13 protein-coding genes are annotated in these 14,833 nt (G+C 67.4%); 2 read left to right on the forward strand and 11 right to left on the reverse strand.

Features of this window, described 5'->3' with window-relative positions; genetic code table 11:
* Positions 1–4: 4 nt before the first annotated feature.
* From CF8_RS11080 to CF8_RS11105, 5 genes are all read right to left on the reverse strand, one after another.
* Positions 5–919 carry an SMP-30/gluconolactonase/LRE family protein gene (locus tag CF8_RS11080; RefSeq protein WP_010833213.1) on the reverse strand — a complete coding sequence of 305 codons (915 nt, stop codon included), beginning with the start codon at positions 917–919 and terminating at the stop codon, positions 5–7.
* Positions 916–1,779, reverse strand: a complete 864-nt coding sequence (locus tag CF8_RS23135; RefSeq protein ID WP_010833214.1) for an NUDIX domain-containing protein — start codon at positions 1,777–1,779, stop codon at positions 916–918. The genes CF8_RS11080 and CF8_RS23135 overlap by 4 nt, the downstream gene beginning before the upstream one ends.
* Before the next feature lie 22 nt (positions 1,780–1,801).
* Positions 1,802–2,170, reverse strand: a complete 369-nt coding sequence (locus CF8_RS11095; protein WP_036490771.1) for a hypothetical protein — start codon at positions 2,168–2,170, stop codon at positions 1,802–1,804.
* A 64-nt stretch (positions 2,171–2,234) separates the two neighbouring features.
* Entirely contained in the window at positions 2,235–2,540 is a 306-nt protein-coding gene (locus CF8_RS11100) for a thiamine-binding protein (protein ID WP_010833216.1), read from the reverse strand.
* A 69-nt stretch (positions 2,541–2,609) separates the two neighbouring features.
* A complete protein-coding gene (locus tag CF8_RS11105) occupies positions 2,610–3,209 on the reverse strand; it encodes a DUF3105 domain-containing protein (protein WP_010833217.1) in 600 nt (199 codons plus the stop codon).
* A gap of 90 nt (positions 3,210–3,299) precedes the next feature.
* Between CF8_RS11105 and CF8_RS11110 the strand changes: the two genes are divergently transcribed.
* Positions 3,300–3,536 (forward strand): hypothetical protein, encoded by a 237-nt coding sequence (locus CF8_RS11110; RefSeq protein WP_010833218.1) that lies wholly within the window; start codon positions 3,300–3,302, stop codon positions 3,534–3,536.
* Entirely contained in the window at positions 3,529–4,572 is a 1,044-nt protein-coding gene (locus tag CF8_RS11115; protein ID WP_010833219.1) for a hypothetical protein, read from the forward strand. Before CF8_RS11110 ends, CF8_RS11115 begins: the two co-directional genes overlap by 8 nt.
* Before the next feature lie 78 nt (positions 4,573–4,650).
* Here CF8_RS11115 and acnA read toward each other — a convergent pair whose 3' ends face one another.
* From acnA to brxL, 6 genes are all read right to left on the reverse strand, one after another.
* Positions 4,651–7,320 (reverse strand): aconitate hydratase AcnA, encoded by a 2,670-nt coding sequence (gene acnA / locus CF8_RS11120; RefSeq protein ID WP_036490773.1) that lies wholly within the window; start codon positions 7,318–7,320, stop codon positions 4,651–4,653.
* A gap of 160 nt (positions 7,321–7,480) precedes the next feature.
* Positions 7,481–7,837 carry a hypothetical protein gene (locus CF8_RS11125; RefSeq protein ID WP_010833221.1) on the reverse strand — a complete coding sequence of 119 codons (357 nt, stop codon included), beginning with the start codon at positions 7,835–7,837 and terminating at the stop codon, positions 7,481–7,483.
* Positions 7,838–7,848: 11 nt separating this feature from the next.
* On the reverse strand, positions 7,849–8,484 hold the full coding sequence (locus CF8_RS11130; protein WP_010833222.1) for a helix-turn-helix domain-containing protein: 636 nt from the start codon (positions 8,482–8,484) through the stop codon (positions 7,849–7,851).
* 739 nt (positions 8,485–9,223) lie between these two features.
* Complete coding sequence (locus CF8_RS11135) at positions 9,224–11,293, reverse strand: ATP-binding protein (protein ID WP_010833223.1); 2,070 nt, start codon at positions 11,291–11,293, stop codon at positions 9,224–9,226.
* The gene (locus tag CF8_RS11140) at positions 11,290–12,687 is read right to left on the reverse strand and encodes an SIR2 family protein (RefSeq protein ID WP_010833224.1); all 1,398 of its coding nucleotides are present in this window, start codon (positions 12,685–12,687) and stop codon (positions 11,290–11,292) included. Before CF8_RS11140 ends, CF8_RS11135 begins: the two co-directional genes overlap by 4 nt.
* On the reverse strand, positions 12,687–14,828 hold the full coding sequence (gene brxL / locus CF8_RS11145) for a BREX system Lon protease-like protein BrxL (protein WP_036490776.1): 2,142 nt from the start codon (positions 14,826–14,828) through the stop codon (positions 12,687–12,689). Before brxL ends, CF8_RS11140 begins: the two co-directional genes overlap by 1 nt.
* Positions 14,829–14,833 lie beyond the last annotated feature (5 nt).

Genomic DNA, 14,833 nt, shown 5'->3' on the forward strand with positions numbered 1-14,833 from the left:
TATTTCATGGCAGGTCGAGGACCGCCACCGCAGGCTCGTGCAGGCTGCCCATCCAGACGCGCCCGGCGTGCTCGCGCACCCCGGTGACCATGTGGAAGCCCTGGTCCGACAGGTCGATGTCGTGGACGAGGGTCCCGGCGTCGTCGAACGCCTGCACCCGGATCGTGCGCTTCGGCTTGGGCTGGAGCTTCTCGGGGATCCGGGTAACGAGCTTGCGCAGCGCCATCGGCGCCGTCTGCAGCCGCTCGACCAGCGGGTCCTTCGGCGAGGCGATGGTGACCCAGATCAGGCCGTCGCTCCCCCGCGCGATGTTGTCGGGGTAGCCGGGCAGGTCGCGCACCAGGAAGTCGCGCTCGCCGGCGCGCGGACCGGCGATCCACCAGCGGACGACGGTGCGCGCGCCTGTCTCGGCGACGGCGACGAACTGCTCGTCGCGGCTCAGCGCAACCCCGTTGGCGAACGCGAGGTCGTCGATCAGCACGGTGACCGTGCCGTCGAGGTCGCGCCGGCACAGTCGGCCGGTGCGGGTGTGCTGGACGAAGTCGTCCTTCCACTCGTGGATGCCGTAGTGCAGGGACGAGTCGCTGAACCAGATGGTGCCGTCGGCGGCGATCGCTGCGTTGTTGCAGAAGCGCATCCGCTTGCCGTCGATGTCGCTCAGCAGCGTCTCGATCGAGCCGTCGGCGACGTGCACGACGAGCAGCCCGGCGTCGGCGTCGCAGACGAGCAGGTCGCCGTCGGCGAAGAGCTCGAGCCCGAGGGGGCGACCGCCGGTGTGGGCGACCTTGTCGATGCGGCGGCCGTCCGCGCTGAGGCGCCAGATCAGGCCGTCCTCCGTGCCGGTGTAGACGCTGCCCTCGGGGGCGACGACCACGTCCTCCGCGCCGTGTCCCGGAACCTGGTGGACGGTGAAGGTCATGGGTGCGCTCCTACGAGTCGGCGGTAGTGGTCGGAATCCAGGAAGGCCGGGACGATGACAGCGGCCGCGGAGCTCAGGTCGAGGCCCCGGGCCCGGGTGGGTTCGACGAAGACGATCTGGCGTCCTTCGTTGCACTCGATGCCGGCGTCGGTGAGGTCGGTGGCCGCGACGAAGACCTGCATCCGGTCCCACGTGCCGTAGGCGTCGCGGTGGTCGACCATGAACTCGCCGAAGACCTCGAGCTCCCCCGGCGCCAACCGCACGCCGGTCTCCTCCGCGAGCTCGCGGTGTGCACCGGTCTCGAAGCCCTCGCCCGGGTCGAGGTGGCCGCCGGCGAGTCCCCACTTCTCCGGGTCGATGCGTGGGTGCTCGTCGCGCTCCTGCAACAGGATCCAGCCGCGGGCGTCCACCAGGATCACGCCGGCGAAGCAGCGCAGCGGCTCGGTGTCCGCGCCCCGCCAGGCATCCACCTGCCGCAGCTGCATGCGAGCAGCCGGGATGAGGTCGAGGTCGCCGAACGTCGCCGGATCGACGAAGACCATCTGCCGCCCCTCACCACACACGACGTCGGCGTCGGTCACGTCGAGCGCCACGGCGAAGAGCTCGAAATCGTCCTCAGCCCCACACGAGTTGCTGAAGAAGCGGGTGACGCCCAGGCTGGTGAGCTCGTCCGGCCCGACCTCCAGGCCCGTCTCCTCGGCGAGCTCGCGCACCGCGGCCGTGAGGTGGTCCTCGCCGGCCTCGAGCCCTCCGCCCGGCAGGCACCAGAGGTCGGGATCGACCGGCGCGTGCTCGTCGCGCTCCTGGAGGAGGATCCAGCCGCGGGCATCGACGACGGCGACGGACGCGAAGGTGTGCACCCGCTGGACACTAGCGACCCGCTCACAGCCGCGCGGTGTAGCGCCGCCCGCGCAGCGCGTCCTCGACCAGCCCGACCGCACGCCGGGTCGCGAGCAGCCGCGCCTCGTCGAGCTGGAAGGTGATGACGGCAGCCTCCACCACCTCGAGCGTGGCGAAGTCCTTGAGGTCGGACCGGATCTGGCTCAGCCCGCGACGACACGCGGCCTGCTGCGCCTCGACGTGGAGTACGGCGAAGCGCGCGAGCACCACGACATGGCGCCGCAGCCCGGCGTAGCGGCGGTACTCGGCCGGGCACAGGTCGAGCAACCAGCTGGCGGCCGTGGCCTCCCAGTCGGGCGCGTCCGGCGGCCGGACCTCGCGAGGCCATCCGGGTGGTGCGACAGGCCTCATCCGCCCAGTGTGCGTCGAACACATGTTCGAGTCAATTGGCCGATCAGTCAGCCCGTCGCGGACCTCACTGCCCGTCGGCCAGCGCCTGCTCGATCCGCTCGACCTTCGCGGTCAGCTGGTCGGCGTACCCCGGCCGGATGTCGGCCTTGAGCACGAGTCCGACGCGTGGCGACACCTCGGCGACGACGTCGACGGCACGCTTGACGACGGCCATCACCTCGTCCCACTCCCCCTCGATCGTGGTGAACATCGAGGTGGTCTCGTGGGGCAGGCCCGACTCGCGCACGACCCGGACGGCGGCCGCGACGGCCTCCGTGACCGAGCCGGTCGGGTCGCTGGTGGTCGGGGAGATCGAGAAGGCGGCAAGCATGCAGCCACGGTAGCGACCTCGACTTCCTGCAGCGCTGACGCGCCCGAGCCTGCGGCGTACGGCGCCGGGTCAGACGCCGACGCCGGGCGCGGGCGCTGCCCCGGTCGGGTCGGGCGTGCCCCCGTGGCACGTGACCCCGGTCTCCGGCGCGGTGTGCCCGTCGCCGTACTCCGTCAAGAAGAGCTCGAGCCGCTCGTCGTGGGCACCGTCGAGGGCAAGCTGCGCACCCCACACCGTGAGCACCACCGGCGACGCCAGGTCCGCACGCGGCGACATGATCGCGTTGTCGGGCAGGGCTGCGGCCAGCCGTTCGAGGTCGCGCGCGGGCAGCGACGGGTCGTGGGTGAGCCAGACCGTGCCGTGCTCGAGGTCGTGCACGGCGTTCTCCTCGCGCACGGGCACCTCGTAGACCCCGCACTCGAGCCAGACCGGCGCGTGGTCGCCACCCACGGGCGGGTTCTGCGGGTAGGTCAGGTCCGCGTCGCTGTGGGCGCGAGCGGTGATGTCGTAGGTCGCGACCTCCGACAGGTCGGCCGGGGCACGCTCGTAGCCCGCCAGGCGGGCGATGAGCGGCGCGCCGAGGGCGCCGCCGAGCACGACCACCGACACCGCCGATGACAAGACCAGGGTCAACCGGGACGGCCGCGCCGCCTCTTCCGTGTCGCTCACCGCGTCAGGTTACGGGTCCGTGGGACACCCGCCACGGGCGCCTCTCGATCGCTACGCTCTCGCCACCGACCACCAAGGAGATCAGCGAGCATGAACACCGAGCTCTCACGGCTTGCGGAGCGGCTGGGGGTCACCACAGGCCGTCTGCAGCCCCTTCAGGCCCTCGCCAAGCGCGACGTCCAGCAACTCGACGACCTCGTGTCCTCGACGATGACCAGCGGCGCGGAGGCCTTCGACAAGGGCATCGAGGAGGCGTTGCGCTTCGTGCCTCGCCCCCTGCGCGGTACGGCGCGCTCCCTGCTGTTCCCCGGAGGCGACCGTGGCTGACCTGCAGACGGCCGTCGAGCTGACCAAGCTGGCGCGCGAGCTGGACGTGCCCGACTCCGAGCTGGCGTTCCTGGCCCCCATCGGCGCCGACGCGCTCCGGGACCTGCGAGCCGACATCTCCGAGGCGATCTTCGCCGCCCACGCGCCCCAGCTGCACCGGATCGCCGCCCTCACCACGTTGCTGCCGATCACGCTGACCACCAAGATCGCCGAGCTGGCGATGGGACCGGTGCTCTGCGCCAAGATCGCGGCGGTCCTCGAGCCGGCGAACGCGGTCAAGCTGGCCAAGCAGTTCAAGCCCGCCTTCCTCACCGAGGTCAGCCTCAACCTCGAGCCCTCGCGCGCGGCGGCGATCATCTCGGAGCTTCCCGACGCCCTCGTGATCGACGTCGGCACGCGGCTGCTCACGATGGGCGAGCTGATCACGCTCGGCCGCTTCGTGTCCTTCGTCGACGTCGACGTCGCCCTCGGCGTGGTCGAGTCCGCGAGCCCGGCCGACCTCCTCCGGGTCGCGGTGTTCACCGAGGACAAGTCGGCCCTCGAGGCGATCGTCAGCGCGCTGCCGGACGAGACGCTCGCGGAGGTGGTGCGGGTCGCCGGCGAGACGGGTCAGTACGACGACGCGGTGACCCTGCTCGAGGCGCTCTCCGCCGAGAGCACCGCACGGCTGCTGGGCCTGGTCGCCGGCATCAGCACCGACCTGATCTCCGGCTTCGTCAGCGCCGTCGACGGCCACGACGCCTGGCCGGCCGTCATCGCCGGGATCGGCGGCCTGGACTCCGAGCAGCTGGCCATGCTGGCCAACCTGCCGGAGATCGCGGATCCCGCGCTCATCGACCGCGTCGTCCGGCACGCCCACCGTGCGGATGCCGCGCCCTCGTTGGTCAAGGCCGTCCTCGTCCTCGACGAGCAGCACCTCGAGGTCGTGTCACAGGCCCCTGCGCTCGCGGAGCCGAAGATCAAGAAGTGGCTGATCGCCACCACCGGGGTGTCCCCCCGACTGGTGAAGGCGGTGCTGAGCGAGCTCGGCGTCTGACCCGGACACCCACCAAGCACGTCGACCCGGCACGAAAGTGCCGGGTCGACGTGTTTCTCAGCCTGTGTCAGGCCTGGGTCAGGCCTTGAGCAGGTTGCGCAGGACGTACTGCATGATCCCGCCGTTGCGGTAGTAGTTGGCCTCGCCCGGGGTGTCGATGCGGACGACCGCGTCGAACGTGACGTCGCCCGCGGTGACCTTGACGGTCTTCGGGGTGGCGCCGTCGTTGAGGGCGGTGATCCCGGAGAACGAGAACTCCTCCTCACCGGTGAGACCCAGCGACTCGGCCGTCTGGCCCTGCGGGAACTGCAGCGGGATGACGCCCATGCCGATCAGGTTGGAGCGGTGGATGCGCTCGTAGGACTCCGCGATGACGGCCTTGACGCCGAGCAGCGAGGTGCCCTTGGCCGCCCAGTCGCGCGACGAGCCGGAGCCGTACTCCTTGCCCGCGAGCACGACCAGCGGGATGCCCGCGGCGATGTAGTGCTCCGAGGCCTCGAACACGCTGGTGACCTCGCCACCGGCGGTGAAGTCACGGGTGACGCCGCCCTCGGTGCCGGGCGCCAGCTGGTTGCGCAGGCGGATGTTGGCGAACGTGCCCCGGATCATGACCTCGTGGTTGCCGCGGCGCGAGCCGTAGGAGTTGAAGTCACGCTGCTCGACACCGTGCTCGGCGAGGTAGCGACCGGCCGGGCTGTCCTTCTTGATCGCACCAGCAGGGCTGATGTGGTCGGTGGTGACCGAGTCGCCGAGCTTGAGCAGCACGCGAGCACCCGCGATGTCCTCGACCGGGGTCGGCTCGTCGGGCATGCCGTCGAAGTACGGCGCCCGGCGGACGTAGGTGGAGTTCTCGTCCCACTCGAAGGTGTTGCCCTCGGGCGTGGGCAGCGACTGCCAGCGCTCGTCACCGGCGAAGACGTCCTTGTAGGAGTCGCCGAACATCTCGGAGTTGATCGCCATCGCGATCGTCTCCTCGATCTCGGTCGGCGTCGGCCAGATGTCCTTGAGGAAGACGTCGTTGCCGTCCTGGTCCTGGCCGAGCGGGTCGCCGAACAGGTCGAGGTCCATCGAACCGGCCAGCGCGTAGGCCACCACGAGCGGCGGCGACGCGAGGTAGTTCATCTTGATGTCGGGGTTGATCCGACCCTCGAAGTTGCGGTTGCCAGACAGCACGCTGGTCACGGCCAGGTCTGCCTCGTTGACCGCGGCCGACACCTCGGGGATGAGCGGGCCCGAGTTGCCGATGCAGGTCGTGCAGCCGTAGCCGACCAGGTTGAAGCCCAGCTTGTCGAGGTAGGGCGTGAGGCCCGACTTCTCGTAGTAGTCGCTGACGACCTTGGAGCCGGGGGCGAGCGTGGTCTTGACCCACGGCTTGCGCTGCAGGCCCTTCTCGACCGCCTTCTTGGCCAGCAGCGCCGCACCGATCATCACGCTCGGGTTGGAGGTGTTGGTGCAGCTGGTGATCGCGGCGATCGTGACCGCGCCGTGCCCGATCTCGTAGTCCTGTCCGTCGAGGGTGACGGTGGCCTTCGCGTCGGGGTTCTCGGTGTAGTCGGCGAGGGCGGTGCGGAAGCTCTCCTGCGCCTTCGTGACCTCGACCCGGTCCTGCGGACGCTTGGGTCCGGCGAGGCTCGGGACGACGGTGGAGACGTCGAGCTCGAGTTTCTCGCTGTAGCGCGGCTCGGCGCTCGGGTCGTGCCAGAGACCCTGCTCCTTGGCGTAGGTCTCGACCAGCGCGAGCTGCTCCTCGGACCGGCCGGTCAGGCGGAGGTAGTCGACGGTCTGCTGGTCGATCGGGAAGACCGCGATCGTGGAGCCGAACTCGGGGCTCATGTTGCCGATCGTGGCGCGGTTGGCCAGCGGCAGTGCGGAGACGCCGGGGCCGTAGAACTCGACGAACTTGCCGACGACGCCGTGCTTGCGCAGCATCTCGGTGATCGTGAGCACGAGGTCGGTGGCGGTCGCACCCTCGGGCAGGTCGCCGTTGAGCTTGAAGCCGACGACGCGCGGGATCAGCATGCTGACCGGCTGGCCGAGCATGGCGGCCTCGGCCTCGATGCCGCCGACGCCCCAGCCGACGACGCCGATGCCGTTGACCATGGTGGTGTGGGAGTCGGTGCCGACGCAGGTGTCGGGGTAGGCCTGGAGCTCACCGTCGATCTCACGCGTGAACACGGTGCGGGCGAGGTGCTCGATGTTGACCTGGTGCACGATGCCGGTGCCGGGCGGGACGACCTTGAAGTCGTCGAACGCACCCTGGCCCCAGCGCAGGAACTGGTAGCGCTCGCGGTTGCGCTCGTACTCGATCTCGACGTTGCGCTCGAAGGCCTCAGGCGTGCCGAAGACGTCGGCGATGACCGAGTGGTCGATGACCATCTCGGCGGGCGCGAGCGGGTTGATCTTGGTGGCGTCGCCGCCGAGCTCGGCCATGGCCTCACGCATCGTGGCGAGGTCGACGACACAGGGCACACCGGTGAAGTCCTGCATGATCACGCGCGCCGGCGTGAACTGGATCTCCTTGTCGGGCTCGGCCGACTCGTCCCACCCGGCGAGCGCCTTGATGTCGTCGGCGGTGATGTCCGCGCCGTCCTCCGTGCGGAGGAGGTTCTCGAGGAGCACCTTGAGGCTGAACGGCAGCGAGTCGACGTCGAGTCCGTCACCCTTCACCGCGTCCAGGCGGAAGATCTCGTAGGACTTGCCGTCCACGTCGAGGGTGCTCTTGGCACCGAAGCTGTCCTGACTGGCCATCCGCCACATCTCCTGAGTTGTCTTCGTGGATCACTGAGCCGTGTGCCGCCCATCTTGCCGCCGCACAGTGAAGGCGGGGAAGCAAGGCGACCCTAAGTTCGAGTCCGGGGCCTACGGCGTTTTTGTCTTGACATCAAGATACATGACGCCGAGAGAGGTGTCACGCGATGCCCGCCCGCGCGTCGAGCCGCTGGAGCAGGTCGTGGGCCGCCAGCTCGACCGCCTTGTGCCGCCACTCCGCCGCCCGGTAGACGCAGGCGATCAGTCCGCTGCGATGGACACGGCGCAGGTCGCCGTACACGAACGCGTAGCGCGCCTTGGTCTCGTCGTTCGCCCCCTCGGTCAGGCCCAGGTGCCAGGCGGCGTAGTCCTGCCACGGGTGGGAGTCCAGATAGGCGTTCTCAGCACCGGCGCCGGGCTGGATCTCGCCCCAGTCACTGTCGAGGGCGTACTGGCGAGCGGTGATGAGGGTGCGGGCGTGCTCGACCGCGTCAGGGTTGACGGTGTAGGTCGCCATGCACGTCGACGCTACTCACGTCTGGGCATTCGCACGAGGGCGAAGTCACCCGGCCTGCGGTTGCGGGACTTCTTCGTGTCCGCCAGCGCCCATGCGGGGATCCTCACCCGCGAGCGGCGAGACGGTCGCCAGCCCTCCCGCGCCTCGGCGACCAGCTCCCGCCACGTCGGGTGGTCGTCGCGATCGGCCAAGGAGGGCGGCCGGACGAACGGCCACCACCTGCTGTAGCGCACCCGCGGCAGCTCCAGCTCAGCCGATCGGCCGAGGATCTCGTTGTACCAAGGGGTCGTCTCCGACCCCTCCGGCGCCCACCAACCCTCCGCCCACACGAACGCGTGCGCCGGATAGCGCCGGTCGCCCGCGTCCCTCGCAGCGTCGCGGCGCATGGGCTTCACGCGCTCACCGTCGCCGTTCACCGCGGCCAGGCCCAGCTTCGCGAGCTCCAGGATGCGCACCAGCATCCGAGCCGTGGGTGAGGTCCGACCGGTCTCCCACTTGGCGACCGCCGACTGCGACACCCCCAGCTGGTGCGCCAGCTCTCGCTGCGACCACCTCGCCAAGCGGCGTACGCGTCGAATCAGCCCCGGGACGTCCTGGTCGTCCGCACCCGACTCGACGGACCGTGTCTCCTGCTCCTGGCTCTCCATCCATCTCCCCCGATGGTCGCTCGATCTGTCCTGGAGCCATGACAGCAGGAGCCACCGACACCGGCCCTACGACCTGAGTCCGGTGAAGACTCAGGTCAAAGGGCCGGGCAGGGAAGGCAGCGGCAGGGTGGCGGCCGGGCGGGCAGCCCCGACCGAACCCGGTGTTCAGCGCGTGAGCAGCGCGACGCACTCGACGTGGTGGGTCATCGGGAAGACGTACATGACGCTGAGCGTAAGTGTGATCCTTTGCGGGCGCCTGCGCCCAAGAGGCCGAACGAGCCCGTGACCTGCGGCGTTGCCGCTCTGGACGGGCGCGGGCGTCGGCGTCCCGTTGCGGGTGATTGCGACTGAAAGCGAGCCCAATCCGAGCCCTCCCGTCGACGGGCACCCACGGTCGCAAAGGGTCCGCAGCGAGCGCAGGAGACTGGCCACCTTGCCAGGAGCCAGGTCGAACTGACCTAAGACATCTGATTCCCGGGGCTTTCAGCCCTCCTCAGTAGGTGCTGAAAACGGCGGTTGACCTGGGGAAACGCCTTCGGCGTCTCCCAGCGTCAGCCGCCGTTGGCGTTGGTGTGCGGCCCCACGGCGGCTCCAGCCGAGTCCGCGCCCAACTTGGTGCTGGAGGCACGCCGGAAGGGGAATACGGCGTCAGATCTCCCCCGCGACGAGCTAGTCTCCGCTGTCGATCCTGACTAGCGTCGAACCGGTCCGGCGCTGTCTGCCGCCTGTCGGCGGTGGCCTACGGGAGCTCCCCTTGCCACTCGGCGACCACCCGGTCGATGTGATCGGGCAGGCCTGCCAGCTTGTCGGCATTGGCCCAAGTGCTGATGAAGCTGGGGTCGTCGCTCTTCGGCGGGTTCTCAACGTCGCGGACCCGAACAGCAACGGGGACACCAGTACTGACGCCTGTCACGAGCGCATGTTGCTGAGCGAGGCTCGGCAACTGGTCGAGCAGCGCACGGGAACTGAGTGCTGTCGCGTGCCGGAGGAGATTCTGGTCCGCCTCATGGGTGAGGCGGTGCGCGATGACGGTGCCGCATTGAGCCACCACGGTCTCGCTGAGTTCGCTCGGTCGCTGGCTCGCGAGAAGCAACGACAGCCCGAACTTGCGCCCCTCCTTGGCGATCCGCTCGAAGACCGACGCGGACCGTCCAGGACCGCCCCCAGGTTCTTGGCGCGCAGGAATGAACCTGTGTGCCTCTTCGAGCACCAAGAGAAGTGGATGCTCGGCGCGAGGCTGGCTCCGCACGGCGAAATCAAAGAGGATGCGGCCGAGCAGCGCCGTCACGTTCTCCAACACGTCGTTGGCAACGAGGCTGAGGTCGAAGATCGTCACGGACGGCCCGGAGCCGTGGGTCGCGCTTTGGGACTGAAGATGCGTGCCGGCCGGCCAATCCGACGACGCGGGGTCGCCTCCGGTCGGGTCCACTCCCATCAACGCCTTCAGGTACGCACCCAGCGGATCGTCGTGCTCCTCGATCCTCGTTATGAAGTCGTACCTGCCGTCAGCGAGCAGCCGGCTCAGGCGCATCTGAAGGGTAGCGACATAGCCGCCGATACGACTATCAACCGCCTGCTCCAGTTGGACCCGCGCCGGAAGGAAGATGTCGCACAAGGCCTGCAGGGAGTAGAAGACGGGCGCATCGAAGTCAGCGCTGGCGTTGCCGCTGCCAAGCCCAAGATCGTTGAGTGCCGCCGTGATCTCTTTGTTCAAGATGTTCGCCAACCTGGCCAGCAGGTCCCGATGCTCAGCGGTCAGCGTCTGATACTTGACGTTGTCCCGAAGAGCCAACTTGGTGATGGCCTTGGGCACGACGTCGGCCATACGCTGCCAGCGTGCTTGGATCGGGGAAGCTCGGGCGGCGTTCTTCGTCAAGACATCGGAAAGCGACTGGAGCTGGCGGAGAGCGGGAGCTTCGGCGTCCATCGTGTTCTTGCTGAGCGCGTCGAGAATGCCAAGGGTGGTTCGGACGTTGTCCAGCTGGTCTGCGTCCGCGCCCTTGCTTGTTCCCGCAAGCCGCGCATCTGCGATGGCGCGCTGGAGCACCGGGGCTTGGACACCTTCGCTGGCGCGCAACAGGGTGAGGTGCTCCTCGTTGTTCATGAACCAGTGCGGCAGGAACAGGCCAGTATCCGTCCCCGGCTTCGGACCGAGCACCAACGGACGCGTCTTCTTCCCACGTGGCGTAGAGGCTTCGAACGACTGGGCGTACTCGCCGTTGATGTCGAAGATGACGATGTGCCCGTTGGGGATGTCGTGATCCAGCAACCCGTCAATGACTGCCGTAACGGTGCACGACTTGCCCGAACCGGTGGAACCGACCACAGCACAGTGATGGCCAAGGAGCAGATTGGCGTCAAGGTGGACTGCCTGCTCTGTAGCGACCGCTGAGGTGCCGATACGAAGGGACGGGCCCCCCTTCGGGAGAAAGATGCTCTTCACCTCGCCGGGCGAAGCCGCCTGTACTGGTGCGTGGAGTGGCGGGTACCCGGTCAGACCGGACTTGAACTTGTCTCCCTCGAACCGCCCGACCACGGTGGCTTCGAGTTCATACGTCGCCGTGTCGTCCTGGCTGAGGAGGGGGCCTTGCCCCCTCTGGTCCTGCCGTCCGCTGATGTAGACGCCGCTGACGATGCCGACGACCCGATGTGCGCCTGCAGGCACCGTGATGTATGAGTTGACGACCCCGACAGTCTGGAGACCGTCAGGTCCTACCTTCGTGAACCCCTTTGACCCAACATCCAGGGCGACACGGATCGTCGTGCTCCGGACGTCGATCACCCGCCCGATGATCCCGGCTTCACTCATAGGAGTTCGATCCCCGGGACTTGCGGCGCGGCGCCACGCGCGGCCTGCTCAAGGGCCTCGATCAACGCTGCGACGGCAGTCGGGGTCTCACCCTGCGGGGACGAGCCCGGCATGAGGTTGGCCAGTTGGGAGAACTTGCCGTGCTCGCCAGTCAGTACGGCGATCCGCGAATCGCTTGCTGTGGCGAGGGCCGCGATTGCCGACTTCCTCGGTGTGACGTTGAGTTCGCTGAGCTGCTGTTGCCGGGCGTCTGAAGTCAGGGCCGCCATGTCTGCGTCTTCGAGCACCGCGAAGGGATCGGCCACGAGGACATTGAGTGCCGAGTTTGTAGCGAGGCTGCGGAGCAAGAGTCGGTTGATGTGAGGATCAGCGAATCCGTAGCCAGCGACGATCACCGCCGTGTCCTCCTGCTGGACCGCATCGCCGAGCAGCCTGAGGAGATCCGAGTACGGGTACGCGAGGGTGTCGCCTTCCTTCGCTGACGTCGGGTAGATCAGCACCAGTTCGTCGACTTCTGCTGGGGCATCGCTCTGCTTGACCTCCAGCGACTCAAGCCCTGTCAACCGATCGCGGTCGGTCGATGACCGCCAGTTGAGGCTGCCGTGGACCTTGTGTACGTAGAGCGCGCCCTCTGCGCGGGCGAGCACCGACTGCGTCGTGGTCTCGACCCGATGGAAGTCGAGCCCGTAGAACGCGAGGTTTAGGCGGCGGTCGACGGTTCCGCTGAAGCCGTCGATGTATGGGTAGCCCAGTTCGTCGAGAGCGCTCTCGATGACCAGGTCGTAGTTCGTGGTGAAGATACGTGGACGTGGCAGGTTGGCTCGACGGCTACGAACGATTCGTGACAGGAAGGTGCGATGCGCGAGAAGCGGGTCTGTGTCGAACGGCGGGTCGAGCGACATGCCTTCCCTCGGCAGGCGACACGCCTCGGCGAGCGCTCGGTTGATTCGCTGCCGGAGTCCGTCAACCTGGTCCTTCGCGTAGGACTTGGCGTCAGCACCCGACCCGAGCGTCACCGCAGCCTGCCCGGCCTGAGTCGCAAGCGCTGCAGCCAGCTGGAGTCCGTTCAGCAGCTTCTCGAGGTCGCCGTTGTCGGTGGGGTTGATCGTGGCGAGCAAAGCTGGATCATCCTCGGCCGGCTCGCAGCCAGCCTCCCTAATGAGTTCGAGAACCTGCGCATTGGTCAGATCTCGGGTCTTGGGAGACCCCAGGTGGAACGAAGCGCCAGAGCCAAGGAGCACGACGAGGTTCTTCACCTGCAACAGGGAGCTCAGGTACTCCCGAACTCCCTGCGATTCGGAGCTGGTGATGACCTCCTTCACCGTGCCACCCACGACCAGGAGGCCCTTCGGACCCACGTCCTCCAGTTCTGTCTCGGTACCGCCGGCAGTCATCAGGCGCCCTTGCCTTCGTTGATGTAGGTGACGCCGAAGGCGACGACCTGGCGGAACTCCTGTCGGCGGGCCCCCATGTCGAACTGACTCCCCGAGCCCTTCTGAAAAATGTCGAGGCCGCGTCCGAGGAGGATCTTCCAACCATTGTCGGTCGTGATTGAGCGGTCATGGATGGTCTCGTCCCACTCGACGTTGAACTTGATGCCGACCGAGGCTCCGCCGTCCTGGATGTCTTTGAGCATCAGGAGGTGCTGCTGCTGGAAGTCACCCTTGTCTTCCTTGGTCACGAGCTTGACGACGATCTCGTCGGCCGGGTCCTTGACCGAGGCGACCAGCGCGAGCAGGTCGACAAGGTTGCGCCCTTGGTGCGGGAGACGGATGTAGGGGTCGACGATCCTGATGTCTGTCGCTCCGCGCAAGTACGGCAGCAGCAGGCTCTCGTAGGAGACGCCCCGCTGGTTCTCCTGGAACTCGCGGTGCCCCTCGAACAGCGGCTCGGGCTTGGCCGCTACCTCGACCGCCGCAGCCGCTGCGGCGACGGCAGAGCCACCGTCGGTCGTCACCTCGCCACCGGTCTTGCCACCCCGCTGGTGGTAGTAAGCCGGGTACTCGTCCTCCTCAAGCGTCGTGACGGCACGCCATTCGCCGGCCTTGTCGGAGTATCCGAACTTGACCTCGGCCATCGTCGAGTCGATCCGCAGGATCTGGTCCTTGACGCGTTTGCGGCCCTCGACGGCGAAACGGAGGATCTCCTCGATCTGCTCCTTCGTGGCCTCGCCGTGCGGGTAGACGATCTTCATCAGACCCGAGAACGTCTTGTGGATACCGTCGCGGTCGCGGGTGGAGATGTCCGAGCCGAGCGTGAAGTGCTGCTGGTAGCGGTCGGAGTAGTCGGCGTCACGCATCGACTTCAGCACCTCAGCGATGTAGTCGACGACGAACCCATAGCCGTCGGAAAACATCTCGCTGCGGATCGTGTCGACCTCCCAGCCCGGAATGTAGCAGTGCAGGCGGTCGAGGTAGGCGGAGTCGTGGTAGCTCTCGGGCAGCTCGTCGAACAGGTCGGAGTGCTTGAGCATGTACGGCACGTTGTGCGACGTGTTGCCGACGAAGACCATCGACGCCTCGGCACCCAGAGTCTCGACACCGCGGGAGAACGACTTGTTCGCCATGTAGTTCTTCATGATGTCGACGAGCGCCTTGTCGGTGCGCTTCTTTTTGCCCGCGAACTCATCGAAGGCGACGACGTCCCAGTAGCCGACGAGGCCGAGGCGGCCATTGGAGTTGTTGACGAAGAGTTTGGGGACCGTGACCTCCCCGCCAGAGATCAACATGCCGTGGGGCGAGAACTCCGAGAAGATGTGCGACTTGCCGGTGCCCTTCGGGCCGAGCTCGACCAGGTTGTAGTTGCGCTCGACGAACGGAATCAGGCGTACCAGCTGGATGAGCTTGGCTCGGCGACCGAACAGCTCTGGGTTGAATCCAATCGACTGGATCAGGAGGTCGATCCACTCGTCGGTAGTGAACTCGCGACGCGAGGCGACGTAGCCGTCGAAGTCGAAGTTGGAAAGTTGGATCGGCTTGATGGAGCCAAGAATCCACGGGACGACGCGGGCGTTGTCGCTGTGCTGGTACTCGATGTCGCAGATGCACCACACCCCACCGACGAGGAGCTTCGGGTGGGTCTTGATGGTCGCCGGTGACACGAGAACCTGCTTGATGCCGAGGTTGGCGAACTCAGCCTCGTAGGTGTCGTCCTTCTCATTGAGCTGTACCTGCACCTTGTCGATGACTCGGTAGCGGCCCTTCTCGCGGATGTTCGACTTGATCAGCTCTGACTGGTTCCGGTGCACATAGTGGTCCGCGAGAATCTTGCGAACGCTCTCGATGCCGGACTGGATTGTCGCCTCGTCATCAGATGCGGCGTACTGGCCGAGGAGGTACTCCAGGACGAACGAGGGCACGATCGCGTTGCCCTTGACGGCCTTGACCAGGTCCTTGCGCACGACTGCACCGCCGAAGACGTCGTTGATCTTCTGGTCGAGGGCAGACTTCGCCGGGGTCCCTCCCGGAGCAGGAGCCTCGGCGCCACCCACTGAAAGGTCGTTGTCGATCGCCGCGAGGTCGGTCGGTTGGGTCATCGCAG

It is taken from the genome of Nocardioides sp. CF8 (assembly GCF_000389985.1).
Lineage (GTDB): Bacteria > Actinomycetota > Actinomycetes > Propionibacteriales > Nocardioidaceae > Nocardioides > Nocardioides allogilvus.